Raw genomic sequence first — 16,349 nt, 5'->3', positions numbered from 1 at the left:
ATTTTGTCATACTAATTACCTGCGAACGTCCGGTTACGCGACACATCGACTGTACAAGCGCGCCATGCGCCCGCCAACCAAGAATGGATGATAGCGATATCTGCGAGCAAGATAAGCGCCCTCGCGCCATTGCGACGTTGCGCTACGCACGAAAGAAAATGCCCGCCGAAGCGGGCATCGAAGCAAGGATGATAAACGCGTCAGACGTCAGGACCGCACAGGCTCGCCATCCTCGATGTCGTGTGCACCCGGGATCGTCTCGAGCGCCGCGTCATGATGCAGCAGCAACACTGCGGCAACGCCCACCATGCCCGCTCCCGCAAGGCACAGCAAACCCGCGCCGAATCCGCCCGTGCTGTCCTTGATCCAGCCCATCACATACGGACCGAAGAAGCCCGCGAGATTGCCGAGCGAGTTGATCGCCGCGATGCCGCCTGCCGCCGCCGCGCCCGAGAGGAACGCAGCCGGCAGCGTCCAGATTACCGGCAGGCAGCCGAAGATGCCGAAGCCCGCAATCGAGAGCGCCAGCATCTTAAGGACTGGATTGTCGAGACCCGCCGATGCCGCGATGCCTGCCGCCGCGACCATCAGTGCGATAGCCACGTGCCAGCGTCGTTCCAGCTTGCGGTCCGAACGTCGTCCCCACAGCACCATGCTGACGACGCCGACCGCATACGGCAGCGACGTGACGAAGCCGGTCTGCACGTTGGTCAGTCCGAACGCCTTGACGATCTGCGGAAGGAAGAAGCTCAAGCCATAGTTGGTCGAGTTCGCGCCGAAGTAGATGAGCGCGATGGCCAGCACGCGCGGATTGAAAAGCGCTTCCTTGACGCTGAACGAATGCACCGCTTCGCGATGCGCGCGCTCGTGCGCTTGCCGGTCCACGAGCCATTGACGTTCGTCGTCGGCGAGCCACGTCGCATTGGCGGGCTTGTCGGTGAGATAGAAGAAGACCACGAACGCAAGCAGCAGCGCGGGCACCGCTTCGATGAGATAGAGCCATTGCCATCCCGCGAGACCCTTGATGCCGTCCATCTGCAGCAGTGCGCCGGAAATGGGGCCGCCAATCACGGTGGACAGCGGAATCGCCGCCATGAAATAGCCGACCACACGACCGCGATATTTCGCCGGGAACCAGAGCGTCAACAGAAAGATGATGCCGGGAAAGAAGCCTGCTTCAGCGATGCCGAGCAGAATGCGCAGCCCGTAAAACACGTAAGCGTTCGACAAGCCGGTTGCGCGGGCGATATGCGGGATGTAAGCCATCGCGCCAGCGAGAATGCCCCATGTGAACATGATCCGCGCGATCCAGCGCCGTGCCCCGAAGCGCTCGAGCAGCAGGTTCGACGGAACCTCGAAGAAGAAGTACGCGATAAAGAAAATGCCGGCGCCGAAACCGAACGCGCTCGCGGAAAAGCCGAGCTCCTTGTTCATCTGCAGTGCAGCAAAGCCGACGTTGACGCGGTCCAGATACGCGACGAAGTAGCACAAGATCAGAAATGGCACGAGCCGAAGCATCACGCGCTTCATGGTGCGGGTTTCAAGGTCCATCAATGTCTCCTCCCATTGGGAAAGCGTCAGATCGTTAGTCGTTGATATAGATGCGACCTGTCGAGCCTACTCTGTAAGAGGAAACTAAAGAACTGGTGTTTAGCCTGTATTGTGAGCCTCGATCCCGATATGCGAAGCATCGGAGCGTGCGTTTCCGACATTTATGCGACCGGTAACACACCGCCGTACTCCGGCTCCGGTAATCCTTGCACGCCGGGACGAACGGCGAACACGCAGCCATCGTGTTCGGTCGCATTCGAAGCCGGGACGATCGATGTCACGTACAGCATCGAGAGGTCGTCGCCGCCGAACGCGCACATCGACGGCTTGCTCGCGGGCAGCTCGATCGCACGGTCGAGCTTGCCCTGCGGCGTGAAGCGCAACAGTCGCCCCGCATCGTTGGCGCACGTCCAGTAGCAGCCGTCCGCGTCGACAGCCGCGCCATCGGGACGTCCCGCGTAGTGGTGCAGATCCGCCAGCACGCGGCGGTCATGCGGCGTGGCCGTTTCGGTATCGAAGTCGAACGCCCAGACGAGGCGCCGCGTCGGATGCGAGTCGGAGAGATACATCGTTCGGCCATCCGGCGAGAAGGCGAGGCCGTTCTGCGTCACGAGTCCATCCACCACCGGTGCGGACAGCACGCCCCGCGCGTCGTACCGATACAACGCGCCCGCGGCACTCGCGAGCGACATGTCCTGCACCATCGTGCCGGCCCAGAAGCGGCCTTGCCGGTCGCATCGGCCATCGTTGAAGCGCATGCCGGGCGCGTCGAAAGGCGGCGCGGCGAGTTTCCCGAGGCGAGCCTCGCCAGCGTCATGCAGCGTCACGGCGTACAGGGCGGTGTCCATGCCTGCCACCAGTGTTCCGGCCGAATCGAATGCAAAGCACGCGACCTGCTCAGGAAGCGTCCATTCCGTACGCGTGCCGGCTTGCACGTCGCAGCGCACGATGCGTCGCGCCGGGATGTCCACAAAATACAGCGCGCGGTCTTTTGCGTGCCAGACAGGGCATTCACCGACGGCCGCACGCCCCGCCGCATCGATTCGCTCGGGCTTGATCGAGTCGCTCATCGGCTGCGCTCCATCGGCTCGCCGAGGACGAACGCGCCGCCCTGAAAACGCTGCGCCGGGTCGTCGAGATCGCTGCTGGGCGCGCTCGCCGGGAAACGGTTCCTGAACTCGTCGGAGCTGTCTTGCGCGTTGAAGCCGAGGAAGCCCGCCTTCGTGTTGTCCCACCACTTGAGCGGATTGTTCGACACCCCGTACACCACCGTATGCCCCACGCGATTCGTGAATAGCGAGCAGCGCACGAGCTCGATGAAGTCGCGATAGCTCAGATACGTGACGAGCATGCGCGGATTTTTTGGCTCCTCGAACGACGAGCCGATCCGCAGGCACACCGTCTCGATGCCGAAGCGGTCGAAGTAATAGCGGGAAAGCGATTCGCCGAAACACTTGGTGACGCCGTAGAGACTGTCCGGACGCTGGGCGGCGTCGGCGTCGAGCACCTCGGTCACCGGATGAAAGCCGATAGCGTGATTGGAACTCGCGAAGACGACGCGCTTCACGCCGTGACGGCGCGCGGCCTCGTACAGGTTGTAGGTGCCGCGAATATTGGCTTCGAGCAGATCGTCGAACGGCGCTTCGACGGAAATGCCCCCGAGATGCACGATCGCGTCGACGCCCTCGACGAGGCTCGTCACGGCGGCGCGGTCCGCGAGATCGACGGCGCGCAGCTCCTCATGCGCGGCGGCGTCGTCGAGCGGTGCGACATCGGATGCGCGCACGATTTGCGCCCACTGCGCGAGCGCTCCGCGCAATTGACGGCCGAGATTGCCGGCCGCGCCGGTCAGAAGCAGGCGCTTGAACGGCTTGCCCGCTGCGGTTGACTCATTCATTCAGACTCCCAGTGTGCGTTTAGGGCAAAAAGAAAGAAAACGTTTTCTTGACTATAACGGGGGCGCCAAGCCAGCGTCAATCTGCATTCTGTGCGCCGCATGCAGCATGCAAAAAACCATTCAGTTACCTGTTTTTCTGAGACAATCCGAAACATTGGAAAATTCGAAGAAAACGTTACCCTGACATGAAGAAGAACTCTCCGACGATTCGCGACGTCGCCGCCGCAGCCGGAGTGTCCGTTGCGACGGTGTCCAAGTACATCAACGGCGCACAGCGCTTCTCGGCTCCGGTGGAAGCGAGGCTCAAGGCCGCGATCGACTCGCTCGGTTATCGTTCGAACCCGCTCGCCCGCTCGATGATCACTGGCCGCACGCGCACCATCGGCCTCACGATTCTCGACATCAGCAATCCGCATTTCACCCACGTCGTGAAGGGCGCGAACCGCATCGCACTAAGACACGATTACACGCTGCTGCTTGTGGACATCGACGAGAACCAGGCGCGCGAGCGCCCGCTCATCGAAGCGCTCTCGCAGCGCGTGGACGGCCTGATCGTGAGTTCGCGTTTGCCCGACGACGAAGCGCGCTGGATGCTCGATCTCGACAAGCCCGTCGTCCTGCTGCGCAACGCGGAAGCGCTGCCGATACCGAGCGTGGGCATCGACAACCGGCTCGCCGCTCACATGCTCGCGCGGCATTTGCTGAACCTTGGGCATCGGCATATTGCATACCTTGGCTTTGGGCAGGCGCGCATCAACGACGAACGCATTCGCGGCGTGCGCGAATGCCTCGCGGAAGCGGGCCTCGAACTCGACGTACACGATGCACACGCTCCCACTTCGCTCGCCGGCGAACACGCATGCTCGCGCGTCATGCTCGGCCCGCGACGTCCGCAGGCCGTCATCTGCTACAACGATCTGATCGCGCTCGGCTTCATGAAGGAGGCCGCGACGCTCGGCATCCGCGTGCCGCAAGACGTGTCGGTGACCGGCATCGACAACGTGCCGTACGGCGCGTATGCCGCGCCCGGCCTCACCACCGTCGACATCCAGAGCGAGAAGATGGGCGAACTCGCGATGCAGAAGCTCATCGACGCGCTCGCCGGCCACCCCGATCCAGGCAATTCCATGTTCGAGCCGCGACTCATCGTGCGCGAATCGACTGCTGCCGCGACCGCGCCGGCCGGTGCCTGACGGCCGGTGACCGGTCCGACGTGCGCTGTGTCGCGTATCACGCGTCGAGCTTCGCGGGCGTCATCTTCGGCGTGAGTGCATGCATGATGCAAAATGCAATCAGATAGGCAAGCGCGCCGATCGCGAAGAGCACCCAGTACTGACCGGTGCGCTGCAAGACCTGGCCGATGACCTCGGAAAAGAGCACGCCGCCGATCGAACCCGCCATCCCGCCAATGCCGACCACGGCACCCACCGCGCGACGCGGGAACAGATCGGACGCAGTCGTGAAGAGATTGGCTGACCAGCCCTGATGGGCCGCCGCCGCGAGTCCGACGATCGCCACCGCGACCCAAAGGTCATGCGCCTGCGAAACGAATGCAATCGGCAAAACGCAGCATGCACAAATCAGCATCGCGGTCTTGCGTGCGGCATTCACGCTCCAGCCGTTGCGCAAGAGCGCCGACGAGATCCATCCTCCGCCGATGCTGCCGACCGTCGTGATCGCGTAAATCACGACGAGCGGCAGCCCGATGTGCTGCATGTCCATGCCGCGCGATTCGTTGAGCCACTTCGGCAGCCAGAACAGATAGAACCACCAGACCGGATCGGTGAGGAACTTGCCGACGATGAACGCCCACGTCTCGCGCTTTCTGATCAGCACCTTGAAGCCCGGCGCGCGTGCCTTGGCGTTGGCGCGATCGGCGGCTTCGGCTTCGTCGCTTTCGTGGGACAACTCGTCGTCGTGCGCGCTGGCGTCGGGCTGGCGATACATCGCGAACCAGACGACGAGCCATACGATACCGATCGCGCCGATGATGACGAACGCCGAGCGCCACCCGAAAGCAACGGCAAGCGCGGGAATGATGGCCGGCGCGAACACGGCGCCGATGTTTGCGCCTGAATTAAAAATGCCAGTGGCGAGCGCGCGCTCGCGACGCGGAAACCATTCGGCCGTCGTCTTGATGGCAGCCGGAAAATTGCCGCCCTCGCCGATGCCGAGCAGCGCGCGCACCATCGCGAAGCCCATGACCGAGCCGACTGCCGCGTGCAGGACCGCGGCAATGCTCCAGACGAACATCGCGAGCGCATACGAGATACGGGTGCCGAGCCAGTCGACGATTCGCCCGAAGCACAGCAGGCCGACCGCATAGAAAGCCGAGAACGCGATCACGATGCGCCCGTACTGAACCTGCGTCCAGCCGATGTCGTGCTGAAGCAGCGGCGCGAGCAGACCGAGAATCTGCCGGTCCATGTAGTTGATGACGGTCGCGAAGAAGAGTAACGCGCATACGGTCCAGCGATAGCGGCTCGCGGCACGCACGACACCGACGACGGCTGTTTGCATGAATGTCTCCGATACGCGGCGGCGCTCGTCGGCCCGCGTTGTCAGTTCATGGAGGGCGACGAGCGCCGCGCAGGGTGACGTCGAGCGCGTATGCGTCGCGTCGCCGTCAGACTTGGAAAACGTTTTTCTAGGATAAGGGCTTTGCGCACAGGTTGAACAGCTTTGGACTTACCCTACGGCGGCGTCTCTCGCTCAACACGGCAAATAGCTCGCGTTAATCGTTTTTCGAACCGTGCCTCAAATTGCGTATTGCATGTTGCGTGTTGCATACCGCATGCAATACGCAATTCGCGCCGCAAGACGTTTGAGCCGCCCAGAGCCGGCCGCAAGAAACTAAAGATCACCCCGCTCGCTGCCGATAAAACCGGGCTACCTTTCAATTACTCAACGCATCTCATGCTTCATATCCGTCTGGCCCGCACGAACGTCGGGACCAAATTCGCCGTCATCGCGTGCGCGCTCGCGGCCATCGTCGTCGCGAGTTTCACGCTCGCCGTCACGCACACGGCGGGCGAGCAGGTGAGCGCACATGCGCTGGCCCGCGTCGAAAGCGACAACCGCGCAATCGTCACGATGATCGGCCTCTACGACAGCGCAGTGAACGCCGAAGTCTCGCGCTTCATGACGATGTTCGCGCATCGCCTGCCGGACACGTACACGCTCGATGAAACGCATACCGTCGATATCGGCGGCGTCGCAACACCGACCTTGAGCGCCGGCGACAGGTCACTGAACGGCGACTATGCGATCCCCGACGCGTTTCTCGGCGAAAGCGGTGCGATCGCGACGATCTTCGCGCGCACCGGCGACGACTTCGTGCGCGTCACGACCTCGCTCAAGAAGCAGGACGGCACGCGGGCGGTCGGCACACTGCTCGATCGCAAGGGTCCGGCATACGGTCCGATCTTCGCGGGCAAGACATACATCGGCATCGCGGCATTGTTCGGCAAGCAGTACATCACCGAATACAAGCCGGTGACGGATGCGGCGGGCCGCGTCATCGGCGCGCTTTTCGTCGGTGTCGATGTCTCCGCCGAAATGGCCGCGCTGCAGGACGACATTCGCAAGCTCAGGATCGGTGCGAGCGGCTATCACTTCGTCGTCCGTGCCGCGAATGGCGCGAATGCCGCCAATGCGGCGACGCTGCTCGTGCATCCCGGCGGCGAGGGTCAAGTGGCAGACGAACGCGTCGCACCGTTCAGGCACATGCTGGAAACACGCGAAGGCCGGCTGACGTTCGAGGGCGCCGACATCCCCGGCGCCGATGCGCGCGTGCACGGCGGCACGAAAGAAATCATCTACACGTCAGTGCCGCAATGGAACTGGATGATCGGCGGCATCGCCTATCGCGACGAACTGCTCGCGGGCGTGCATGCGAGCCGCAATCGCTTTCTTGCGGTGGGCTTCGTCGTGATCGCGATGCTCGTCGGCGTGCTGCTCTTCGCGGTGAGAAAGCTCGTTAGCCGCCCTCTCGACGAAGTCACGCGCGCGTCCGAGCGCATCGCCGCGGGCGACTTGACCGTTCGCATCGATACCGCGCGCGACGACGATATCGGCCGGCTGATGCGTGCGATCGACGGCGTTTCGCAAGGGCTCGCGGGCATCGTGGCGCAAGTGCGCAGCGCGTCCGCCGACATGAACGACGGTGCCGCGCGCATCGCCTCGGGCAGCAGCGATATCGCCCTGCGGATCGCGACGCAGGCATCGAGCGTGGAAGAAACGGCGGCCAGCATGGAGCAGATCACGTCGACGGTCCAGCAGAACGCGGCCAATACCGCGCAGGCGGGAACGCTCGTCGCGTCCGCATCGGATGCTGCGCAGGCGGGCGGCGAAGCCGTGGGCCGCGTCGTCGAGACGATGAACGAGATCGATGCATCCGCACGGCGCATCGCGGACATCACCGCAACCATCGAAGGTATCGCCTTTCAGACGAACATTCTCGCGCTCAACGCCGCCGTCGAAGCCGCGCGCGCGGGCGAGCATGGCCGGGGCTTCGCGGTCGTTGCATCGGAAGTGCGCGCGCTTGCACAACGCAGCGCGAACGCAGTCAAGGAAATCGAAGCGCTGATCGCGGAATCCGCGGCCAAGGTCGCACACGGTTATTCGATCGCGGAGCAGGCAAGCGGCACGATGAGCGGGATCGTCGAGCGCGTCGCGCGCGTGAATGCGATCGTCGGCGACATCGGCGTGGCATCGCGCGAACAGGCTTGCGGCATCGAGCAAGTCAATGCCGCGGTAATGCAGATCGGCGAGGCGACGCAACAGAACGCGGCGCTCGTCGGCGAAGCCGAGCATTCGACGGCGGAACTCCGCGATCAGGCAGAGCGGCTTTCGCGCGCGGTCAGCATGTTCCGCGTGTGAGTGCAACGGGCTAATGAAGGCAACCAATCTTAGTGGCATCGCTCTTGCTAATGTTTGACCGCGATCTGTCGCATTAACGCTGTTGACACTGGCGCGCGGGACACTATGCTTCCCGGCGCTTGGAAGCAGCGGGCCTTTTCGAGCGTAGTCCGGCTCAGCGACGTTTCTGTATCCACGAGTCGCGGCACCGAACTTGCGCTTCTCGCTCGGGCGAAGGAAAGCGCAAACGGTGAGGAACCCGCCGCGACAAGTCCGATCTATTGCTTCTCCGATCGTTATCGCATGCATCGCATCGGGGCATGGGCCCGGTGTCCGGCACCATGTGGTTCGTCCACGGTCCTGCGAGACGTCGACCGGACCGGCCAGAGATTCCCATAACTAGATCGCGAAAATGTCCGCGCGCCGCGCTCAACGCAGGCGCGCAAGCATATTTCGGAGATCATCGACCAGAGATTTCACCGGGGAGCGCAGAACCTTCGCGCGCCATTGCGTCGCCACAATGGCGCACCAGCAACCGATTTGCGACGGAGCGTCCATATGTCGTTTGAGCGTGACTCTGTGCAAGACACAAGTCCGCTGCTCACCATCGTGGTGGCAGCCTATAACATCGAGGGTTACATCGAGGAAGCACTTGAGTCGTTGCTGAGCCAGCCTCATATCGACGCGATGAAGATCATCGTCGTCGATGACGGGTCTCATGACGAGACCTATGCCGCCGCACAAGCCGTCGTCGAACGAGACGGCGGCGCCCATATCGAACTCATTCGCCAGAAGAACGGCGGGCTTTCCGCCGCACGCAATACGGGACTCGCCGCCGTGCGAACGCCTTATGTCGGCTTTCTCGACGGAGACGACATCTATCTCAAAGGCTTTAGCGAAGCGGTCATTCCACGCCTGGCAGAACGCCAGTACGACCTCGTCGAATACAACGTGACGATCATCGACGATCACGGACGCGACCTCGACAAGCTCGAACTCGTGACGACACCCGAGAGCGGCGGCCATCCGATGAACCGCGCCGCGCTTCAACATTTCGCCGATACGTTTCATACGTTCGCGTGGGCGCGGGTCTATCGCACCGAACTATTCAAGAACATGCCCTTCCCCGTGGGCAGGCACTACGAGGACATCGCGGTCGTCCCATCGTTGTATCTGCGAGCGAAGCGCTTCTATCGTGTGGCCGAGCCGTTGATCGGTTATCGGCGGCGCTTCGGCAGCATCACGCAGAAGGCGACACTGCGCGACATGCAGGACTTGCACTTGAACGGCCGCGAAGCCCTCGCGCGCTGCGACGGCGGCGATCTCGACGATTTCTGGCTCACGGTGTTCGACAAGATCTTCAGCCGCGCTTGCCATGTCTGCGCAAGAGTCGATCGCGCATCGTTCAGGCAGGCCTCAGAAACGCTATCGGCGATGGCGGCGGACCATCGCAAGACACGCGCGAAACTCACGGAGCGCAGTGGGCGTCAAGTGATGGCGCTCAAGCCTTTCGATCTGAACGTGCGAGCGGACCGGTCGATTCATTTCCTCAAGGGGCTCGTCAAGAAAGTACTGAGGCGCAGCCTCGACCATCATCAGCGCGCGCGAAGGCCAGGCCCGCAAAATCAGTTAAGCAGCTAGGCGCTTTAGCGCGGGAGCGCACGCCCGCCGCCTGAGCCGCGGCGAGCGCAGCGCATTTCGCAGTAAACTGCTTGAATGGAGAAATGTCCTTACTGCGAGAGAATCCGCGACGAATGGGACTGCCACGGACCAGCGTGCCGCAGCGCCATCGCTCGCGCATTGCGCAGGCAGCGCATGGGCCTGCCGATGGTCGCTAAAGTCATACGCAACGAAATTCCGCCGGGCGCGACGACGGGCGAAGTCATCGTGCAATTGTCGCGTCAGCGTTTGCGTGCGCGCCGCGCGAACGAGGAACGCCGCGAGCGCAAGGCCGCGGACGACGCCGACATCGGCCCTGACGCATAGCCCTGACGCTTGGCCCTGATGCTTGGCCCGAACGCACCTTCAACACGCATCGAGCACCGCTCTGAAGCCGTCGGCCGTAAATGGCTTCAGGAAATAGCCGTCGAAGTGCTCGTGCAATTCGTTCTTGAGCCGGTCGTCGCCGCTTACCGCGACGACGCATGCAAGCTGGCTCGGGCCGGCCGCGCGCAAGCGCCGGCACAGATCGCGGCCATCGACATCCGGCAAGCCGATGTCGATGAAGATCGTGTCGTAGCGGTTTTCGGCGGCGAGCAGCATCGCCTGATGACCGTCATAGGCAACGTGTGCAACATGTCCCAGTGACACGGCCAAGTCTCTGAATGCATCGCAAAGGCGCGTGTCGTCTTCTACAAACAGGACGTACATGATCGGTCATCCCGAAGCGTGAATTTCGTGGATTTATTGTGCGCGCGGCTTATGGAGCCGCTTAGAGGCGGCCTATATAGCGGCTCAGGCTCGGCGCTTGTCTTTTGCATGACCGATGAACGCAATAAACGAGCCATTCTCAAGCGGCGAACAATGCTTCGTTGAGAACCGGGACTGCACCGAAAGCGGGCTTGGCAAAGAAATAGCCTTGCATCAGACGTACATCGTTGGCGAGAAAGAAATCGCGTTCGCCTTTAGTCTCGATGCCTTCCGCGATCACGCGAATGCCGAGATCGCGGCAGATTGCAAGCACACCCGCGACGATGCGTTGGCGCACCACGTCGCTGTCGATGCCTCGCACGAGTTCCATGTCGAGCTTGATGAGATCCGGCTGGAAATCCGCAAGCAACGTCAGGCCGGAATACCCCGCGCCGAAATCGTCGATGGCCGTCTGGAAACCAAAGCGCTTGTAAGCGCGAAAAATATCGACGAGATGCGGCCGGCTGATGATGTTCTCGCCTTCCACCGTCTCGAAGATGATGCGCTCGATCGGAAAGCCATGCTTCTCGGCCGCTTCGAAGGTGCTGCGTATGCAGGCTTCGGGCTTGTACACCGCGTTCGGCATGAAGTTGATGGACAGAAATCCTTCCAGCCCGAGTTGCGCGGCCTGTGCGATGGCGTGCGTGCGGCAACGCTGATCGAAGTGATAGCGATTGGCGTCGCTTACTTGCGATAGGACGGTGCCGGCGGGCTCCCCATTTGGGCCGCGCACGAGCGCTTCGTGCGCGTAAGCCTTGCCGGAGACCGCATCGACGATAGGCTGGAATGCGAACGCAAGCGCAAGCGCGGAATCGGGGTCCGTCTTGCAGCCCGCACATCCCGACGATGCGAGATGAATCGCAAAGCCGGTTGCAACGCCTCGTGCATCGTTCATGGAATCGATCCTGATTGAATGTGCATGTTTTCCCGGTGCGGCGCCGCGAACAACGTCAAGTTGACCGATCATTCGAGCGCCCATCAAGCCATCTAACGGCATGCACTGGCGCTTTCTTTAGCGCGTCTTTAGGCGTTCTTCACGCTTGCCGATGCATGACCGTGCACACGCCCGCGCATGGCCTCCAGCCGCACCGCATCGACGATGCCTTGCATGGCCAGCGCCTCGAGCGCAAGCAAGGCCGGCTGCGCGCCGCAGACTTGCGCGGCTTTCGCGTCGGCGTCGATTTCCATTGCGATGGCGCGCTTCGCCGCGTGCGGGCGCCATGCCGTCCATGAAACGGCCGCCAGCATCGCGAAGCCTGCGCCGGGAATAGAGACGCGCCAGAGATCGTCATCCGGCAAGAACACGAAGGCGACGCAAGGCACGGCGATTAGCAGCGCGACGGCGAGCATCGTCAACACAAGGTCCGCGAGCAATGCGAGGCGCTGCGTTGCGTGTCCGACTTCATGCGCGAGGACGAGGGATAGCAAAGGCTCAGGCAACGCGAGCGTGCGCTCATTCAGTTCGATGCGGTTGAAAAGCGCTTCGTAGCAGGGACTCCTGCTCGCTGTGACGAGCCGGACGGCAGGCGGCGCGATGCCCAGTGCCGCCGCATGGCGCGCGACCAGGTGCGAAGCATGAAGAAGGGCGGCGTCCATCTTGCACCGCGTTTTTTCGCGCGAGCATCACGCTATGGGGTTGTCGCTCCACGCGCTGCGCGCTTGCCATGCGTCGAGATCCGCAGTCAACTGCGCGAGCTTTCCGCGCACGAGCTCCATGCCTGCGTTGCCGAGCACGAGATGCGCGGGCGGATTGTCCGCTTCGACTGCCTCGATGATGACCTGCGCCGCGCGCGCAGGATCGCCGGGTTGCTGGCCGCTGCGCTCCGCGATGGCCGCGCGGCGGCGGCCCGCGACTTCGGCGTAGTCGTCGATTGGCTGACGTGTCTGCTTGAGCGAGCGCCCTGCCCAATCGGTGCGAAACGGGCCGGGTTCGACGGCGGTGACCTTGATGCCGAGTCCCTCTGTTTCGCGGGCCAGCGCTTCACCGAGGCCTTCGAGCGCGAACTTGGTCGCCGCGTAATAGCCGCTGCCCGGATTGCCGACGAGCCCGCCCACCGACGTGATGTTGACGATATGCCCCGCGCGCCGATCGCGCATGCGTGGCAGGACCGCGCGAATCATCGCGGCGGCGCCGAAGAAGTTGGTTTCGAACATCGCGCGCACTTCGTCGTCCTCGCCCTCCTCGACTGCCGCGAGATAGCCGAAGCCCGCGTTGTTCACGAGCACGTCGATGTGGCCGAACGAATCGTGCGCCGCCGCCACGGCTGCGGAGATTTCGTCGGGGCGCGTCACGTCGAGTCTCACGGCAATGGCTCGTCCTTGCGCACGCTCGACGAGATCGGCCACGCTGTCCGGATTGCGCGCGGCGACGACGGCGCGCCATCCGCGCTCGATGACTCGAGCGGCGATCTCCCGCCCGAAGCCGGTCGAGCAGCCGGTGATGAACCAGACAGGCGATTCGTTCGATGCAGCTGACATTGCAGTCCCCATGTGTCGTGATTACGGCGATTGCGGTCATTCTGAGCGCAACCGCACAAATGCGCTTGAGCCGCGATTAAGCATTTGATACGCCGAATTAGGCTTGAGACTGCTGGAAACGGAAATTAGAACCGACCGTTGATCGATGGCAGGTAAGTTTGAAAGAATGTGACGGCATCAAGAAGAATTGCTTAGCAAAAACGCTTATTGGACTGATCGCGCGCGGCGTGGTAAAAATCCATGTCGCTCGCAATTCGGGCGCATCTTCAACAAAATTCGTCTCATAGGGTTTGGAAAAATGGCAACAGGTACTGTCAAGTGGTTCAACGATGCAAAGGGTTTTGGTTTCATCACGCCGGACGACGGCGGTGAAGACCTGTTTGCACATTTCTCCGAAATCCAGTCCAAGGGTTTCAAGTCGCTCCAGGAGAATCAGAAGGTGAGCTTCGAAGTCAAGCAAGGCCCGAAGGGCAAGCAGGCTTCGACGATCCAGCCGCTGTAAGTCAGGCGGCAGCGCCCTCAAGCGCAAGACGGCCCTTCGGGGCCGTTTGTTTTGGCGGCGTCCGAAACGAGGCCGCGTTCGCCTCGATATATATCAGGACCGGCGTCATCGAACGGCGCGATAAGTCAGTAGAATTCACGCAACGCTAAAACGCTGCGAGCGTCCTGGCAACGCACTCTTCTCTCTCATCTGCGTGAATCCGCGAGGCAGTCAAGCAAAGCGCCGTTTGATGGCGCGGCATAAAGCGAGTGCATTGCTCGCCGTACTTTGGTGCGTGCTTGCAAGCGCGCATGCGCAATCGTTTGCGGCAAATGCGCGCGCTGTGCGTTTCGTCACCACGGTCGTCATGGATGACTTTCATACGGCGCAGGCAGGCGGCGGTTATGTCTTCTCTTACGACGTTCAAGAAAGCGAAGCGACGCTCAAAGCCAAAATCGAGCGTTGGTTTTCCGGCACCGATCCCGACGCGCTTCATATGGACCCTGCCGAAAAGCGAGCGCTGTTTCGCTTCTACTGGGCCGCGAGCATGATGTCCGCGAACTCGGCATGCTTCGACTCGATCGCGAATCCCGCCTGCAGCGACGAACTCGGCGGATGGATCGCACGCGAAGCCGCCAACGATCCGCGCTTCGTTCGCGCGTATGAATCGGCGGCGAGCGCGCTTGGCTTGCCTGCTCTTGCGCCGAATCCACGCAACGCGCAATGACGCGCAACTATCTTCTCCGACGCCTGCGCGTTCGCGCTGTATGGCGGCGCGCTGACTTCTCCTCGACGCTTTCGCGAGCCGCTTGATCGCGCAGCAGCGCGATCTTCGCCGCGACGCTCGCGAGCACTGAAAGCGCGCCGATCGTTTCGAGCAAGGCACCGATCATGATGGTCTCGCTAGCCGTGCCTCGAACGTCATCGATGCGAGAGCATCGGCCCATACGTCTTTACGAAGAACGCGATGGTGATGCCCGCGCTCACCATCAACGTGCCCGCGCGGATGATGACTGGCGGCGTGCGGCGGCCCAACTGCGCGCCGCCATATCCGCCAGCGATAGCCGCGACCAGCATGGCGATTGTCTCGGGCCAGCGCACCGCATGCGCCAGAGCGAACGTCAGCACGGCAACGGAATTGGCCGCGCTCACGAGCAAGGTGCGCGGCGCATTGAGGCTCTTCAGATCGCGCGTGTCGAGCAGGCCCCATACGGCCATCATCATGATGCCGACAGCGCCGCCGAAATAGCCGCCATAGACGCCAAGCGCGAGTTGAATGGCGAGTACTGCGGGCGCGCCGATGCGCCAGCGCCTTCGCAGCGCCTCGCCGAGCTTGCGGCCGAATGCAAGCGCGAGACTCGCGCATAACAAGAGCCAGGGCAAGAGAAACGAAAACGTCGACGACGAAGTGGACAGCAAAAGCGCCGCGCCGATGAGTCCGCCGATGACCGTCGTCAAGAGCATTGCGCGCATCGGTACGGACCCGACCGGGCCGAGTCCGTCGCGATACGCCCATGCGCTCACGACACCGCCGGGAAACAGCGCGACAGTCGACGATGCGTTCGCCTGTACCGGCGGCAAGCCCGCGGCGATGAGCGCGGGAAGGCTCACGAACGAACCGCCGCCGGCGAGCGCGTTCATGGCGCCCGCGAGAAAGCCCGCGCCGATCACAACGAGTTGAGGTTCCATGCGGCCCATCCTAGCGGGCGGCCTGCGCGCTTACAATCTGGCAATTCCAATGCGAGGCTTCGGCGCGGCCGAAGGCACGTCATGCGTTTCGATCTCATCGACATGAGGCTCTTTCTGACCGTGATCGAACGCGGCAGCATCACGTCGGGCGCGCAGGCGATGCATCTCGCGCTTGCATCCGCGAGCGAGCGCATTGCCGGCATGGAAGCCGCCCTCGGCGCACCGCTGCTGGAACGCAATCGACGCGGCGTTCAGCCTACGGCCGCAGGCGAAACCTTCGTGCGGCATGCGCGCACGATACTCGGACAAGTCGAGCAGATGCGCGGCGATCTGCGCGGCTATGCAACGGGCCTGAGAGGCCGCATCAGGCTGATGTCGAACACGGCGGCGCTCGCCGCCTTCCTGCCGGCGCGCCTTGCCCGCTTTCTCGCGATGCATCCCGACCTTTCCATCGACCTCGACGAGCGGCCGAGCGCCGATATCGTGCAAGCGGTGGCGGAAGGCCGCGCCGACCTCGGCATCGTCGCGGACATCACGGATCTCGCGAGCCTGCAGACGCGGCTGGTCGCCGAAGACCGGCTCATGGTCGTGGCGAGCCGCGCGCATCGCGTGGCACAGCAAAGCGCCGCGGCGTTCGCGGATATCGTCGGAGAAGCGTTCGTCGGACTCGCGGATGCCGCGCTGCAGATGCATCTTGGCGAGCGTGCATCGCGGCTTGGCCGACAGCTCCACTATCGCGTTCATATGCGCAGCATCGAGAATGTCGGCATGCTGGTCGAGGCGGGTATCGGCATTGCCATTCTTTCCGATGCGTCGGCGCAATTGCTGATTCGTCCAAGCCTCGCGATCGTTCCGCTATCCGAGCCTTGGGCGACGCGGCGCCTGCATCTCTGCGCGCGCGCCTTCGACGCGCTCACGCCTCACGCGCGCCTGCTTGCGCATCATCTGATGGACGATGCGGTCTGAATACGCCTCGTCGTTACG

The 16,349-nt window shown here is 62.7% G+C and carries 16 protein-coding genes; 7 read left to right on the top strand and 9 right to left on the bottom strand.

Annotation, left to right across the window (positions count from 1 at the left end):
• Positions 1-207 precede the first annotated feature (207 nt).
• From LDZ27_RS22530 to LDZ27_RS22520, 3 genes are all read right to left on the bottom strand, one after another.
• Positions 208-1,551 carry an MFS transporter gene (locus tag LDZ27_RS22530; RefSeq protein WP_244817342.1) on the bottom strand — a complete coding sequence of 448 codons (1,344 nt, stop codon included), beginning with the start codon at positions 1,549-1,551 and terminating at the stop codon, positions 208-210.
• 161 nt (positions 1,552-1,712) lie between these two features.
• Positions 1,713-2,621 (bottom strand): SMP-30/gluconolactonase/LRE family protein, encoded by a 909-nt coding sequence (locus tag LDZ27_RS22525; protein ID WP_244817341.1) that lies wholly within the window; start codon positions 2,619-2,621, stop codon positions 1,713-1,715.
• Entirely contained in the window at positions 2,618-3,448 is an 831-nt protein-coding gene (locus LDZ27_RS22520) for an NAD(P)-dependent oxidoreductase (RefSeq protein ID WP_244817340.1), read from the bottom strand. The genes LDZ27_RS22525 and LDZ27_RS22520 overlap by 4 nt, the downstream gene beginning before the upstream one ends.
• A gap of 185 nt (positions 3,449-3,633) precedes the next feature.
• Here LDZ27_RS22520 and LDZ27_RS22515 point away from each other — a divergent pair, with 185 nt between their 5' ends.
• Positions 3,634-4,641: a LacI family DNA-binding transcriptional regulator gene (locus LDZ27_RS22515; RefSeq protein WP_244817339.1), complete on the top strand. Its 1,008-nt coding sequence runs from the start codon at positions 3,634-3,636 to the stop codon at positions 4,639-4,641.
• A 37-nt stretch (positions 4,642-4,678) separates the two neighbouring features.
• Here the strand turns inward: LDZ27_RS22515 and LDZ27_RS22510 are convergent, their stop codons facing one another.
• Complete coding sequence (locus LDZ27_RS22510) at positions 4,679-5,968, bottom strand: MFS transporter (protein WP_244817338.1); 1,290 nt, start codon at positions 5,966-5,968, stop codon at positions 4,679-4,681.
• Between the two features lie 396 nt (positions 5,969-6,364).
• Between LDZ27_RS22510 and LDZ27_RS22505 the strand changes: the two genes are divergently transcribed.
• From LDZ27_RS22505 to LDZ27_RS22495, 3 genes are all read left to right on the top strand, one after another.
• A complete protein-coding gene (locus tag LDZ27_RS22505) occupies positions 6,365-8,329 on the top strand; it encodes a methyl-accepting chemotaxis protein (RefSeq protein ID WP_244817337.1) in 1,965 nt (654 codons plus the stop codon).
• Between the two features lie 558 nt (positions 8,330-8,887).
• Entirely contained in the window at positions 8,888-9,949 is a 1,062-nt protein-coding gene (locus LDZ27_RS22500) for a glycosyltransferase family 2 protein (RefSeq protein WP_244817336.1), read from the top strand.
• 75 nt (positions 9,950-10,024) lie between these two features.
• Positions 10,025-10,294 carry a hypothetical protein gene (locus LDZ27_RS22495; protein WP_244817335.1) on the top strand — a complete coding sequence of 90 codons (270 nt, stop codon included), beginning with the start codon at positions 10,025-10,027 and terminating at the stop codon, positions 10,292-10,294.
• 39 nt (positions 10,295-10,333) lie between these two features.
• Here the strand turns inward: LDZ27_RS22495 and LDZ27_RS22490 are convergent, their stop codons facing one another.
• The 4 genes from LDZ27_RS22490 to LDZ27_RS22475 all read right to left on the bottom strand — a co-directional run bounded on the left by LDZ27_RS22490 (position 10,334) and on the right by LDZ27_RS22475 (position 13,195).
• A complete protein-coding gene (locus LDZ27_RS22490) occupies positions 10,334-10,618 on the bottom strand; it encodes a response regulator (RefSeq protein WP_244817334.1) in 285 nt (94 codons plus the stop codon).
• 199 nt (positions 10,619-10,817) lie between these two features.
• Positions 10,818-11,612, bottom strand: a complete 795-nt coding sequence (locus LDZ27_RS22485; RefSeq protein ID WP_244817333.1) for an EAL domain-containing protein — start codon at positions 11,610-11,612, stop codon at positions 10,818-10,820.
• Between the two features lie 128 nt (positions 11,613-11,740).
• Entirely contained in the window at positions 11,741-12,313 is a 573-nt protein-coding gene (locus LDZ27_RS22480; RefSeq protein ID WP_244817332.1) for a M48 family metallopeptidase, read from the bottom strand.
• A gap of 27 nt (positions 12,314-12,340) precedes the next feature.
• The gene (locus tag LDZ27_RS22475) at positions 12,341-13,195 is read right to left on the bottom strand and encodes an oxidoreductase (protein WP_244817331.1); all 855 of its coding nucleotides are present in this window, start codon (positions 13,193-13,195) and stop codon (positions 12,341-12,343) included.
• A gap of 298 nt (positions 13,196-13,493) precedes the next feature.
• Between LDZ27_RS22475 and LDZ27_RS22470 the strand changes: the two genes are divergently transcribed.
• Together LDZ27_RS22470 and LDZ27_RS22465 are read left to right on the top strand one after the other, a co-directional pair.
• A complete protein-coding gene (locus LDZ27_RS22470; protein WP_008347993.1) occupies positions 13,494-13,697 on the top strand; it encodes a cold-shock protein in 204 nt (67 codons plus the stop codon).
• A 322-nt stretch (positions 13,698-14,019) separates the two neighbouring features.
• Entirely contained in the window at positions 14,020-14,403 is a 384-nt protein-coding gene (locus LDZ27_RS22465) for a hypothetical protein (RefSeq protein ID WP_244817330.1), read from the top strand.
• A gap of 194 nt (positions 14,404-14,597) precedes the next feature.
• On the opposite strand, the gene LDZ27_RS22460 is transcribed toward LDZ27_RS22465, so the two are convergent.
• Positions 14,598-15,365 (bottom strand): sulfite exporter TauE/SafE family protein, encoded by a 768-nt coding sequence (locus LDZ27_RS22460; protein ID WP_244817329.1) that lies wholly within the window; start codon positions 15,363-15,365, stop codon positions 14,598-14,600.
• Between the two features lie 81 nt (positions 15,366-15,446).
• On the opposite strand from LDZ27_RS22460, the gene LDZ27_RS22455 reads away from it, so the two are divergent.
• On the top strand, positions 15,447-16,331 hold the full coding sequence (locus LDZ27_RS22455) for a LysR substrate-binding domain-containing protein (RefSeq protein WP_244817328.1): 885 nt from the start codon (positions 15,447-15,449) through the stop codon (positions 16,329-16,331).
• Positions 16,332-16,349 lie beyond the last annotated feature (18 nt).

The organism is Caballeronia sp. Lep1P3 (assembly GCF_022879595.1).
GTDB lineage: Bacteria > Pseudomonadota > Gammaproteobacteria > Burkholderiales > Burkholderiaceae > Caballeronia.
The sequence above is the reverse complement of the archived record's forward strand: the minus strand, read 5'-3'. Positions and strand labels throughout refer to the sequence as shown.

What these genes read in the sequence shown, in the direction of transcription:
- LDZ27_RS22530 (WP_244817342.1), bottom strand. Translation starts at nt 1,551, where the DNA reads ATGGACCTTGAAACCCGCACCATGAAGCGCGTGATGCTTCGGCTCGTG.
- LDZ27_RS22525 (WP_244817341.1), bottom strand. Translation starts at nt 2,621, where the DNA reads ATGAGCGACTCGATCAAGCCCGAGCGAATCGATGCGGCGGGGCGTGCG.
- LDZ27_RS22520 (WP_244817340.1), bottom strand. Translation starts at nt 3,448, where the DNA reads ATGAATGAGTCAACCGCAGCGGGCAAGCCGTTCAAGCGCCTGCTTCTG.
- LDZ27_RS22515 (WP_244817339.1), top strand. Translation starts at nt 3,634, where the DNA reads ATGAAGAAGAACTCTCCGACGATTCGCGACGTCGCCGCCGCAGCCGGA.
- LDZ27_RS22510 (WP_244817338.1), bottom strand. Translation starts at nt 5,968, where the DNA reads ATGCAAACAGCCGTCGTCGGTGTCGTGCGTGCCGCGAGCCGCTATCGC.
- LDZ27_RS22505 (WP_244817337.1), top strand. Translation starts at nt 6,365, where the DNA reads ATGCTTCATATCCGTCTGGCCCGCACGAACGTCGGGACCAAATTCGCC.
- LDZ27_RS22495 (WP_244817335.1), top strand. Translation starts at nt 10,025, where the DNA reads ATGGAGAAATGTCCTTACTGCGAGAGAATCCGCGACGAATGGGACTGC.
- LDZ27_RS22485 (WP_244817333.1), bottom strand. Translation starts at nt 11,612, where the DNA reads ATGAACGATGCACGAGGCGTTGCAACCGGCTTTGCGATTCATCTCGCA.
- LDZ27_RS22480 (WP_244817332.1), bottom strand. Translation starts at nt 12,313, where the DNA reads ATGGACGCCGCCCTTCTTCATGCTTCGCACCTGGTCGCGCGCCATGCG.
- LDZ27_RS22475 (WP_244817331.1), bottom strand. Translation starts at nt 13,195, where the DNA reads ATGTCAGCTGCATCGAACGAATCGCCTGTCTGGTTCATCACCGGCTGC.
- LDZ27_RS22470 (WP_008347993.1), top strand. Translation starts at nt 13,494, where the DNA reads ATGGCAACAGGTACTGTCAAGTGGTTCAACGATGCAAAGGGTTTTGGT.
- LDZ27_RS22460 (WP_244817329.1), bottom strand. Translation starts at nt 15,365, where the DNA reads ATGGAACCTCAACTCGTTGTGATCGGCGCGGGCTTTCTCGCGGGCGCC.
- LDZ27_RS22455 (WP_244817328.1), top strand. Translation starts at nt 15,447, where the DNA reads ATGCGTTTCGATCTCATCGACATGAGGCTCTTTCTGACCGTGATCGAA.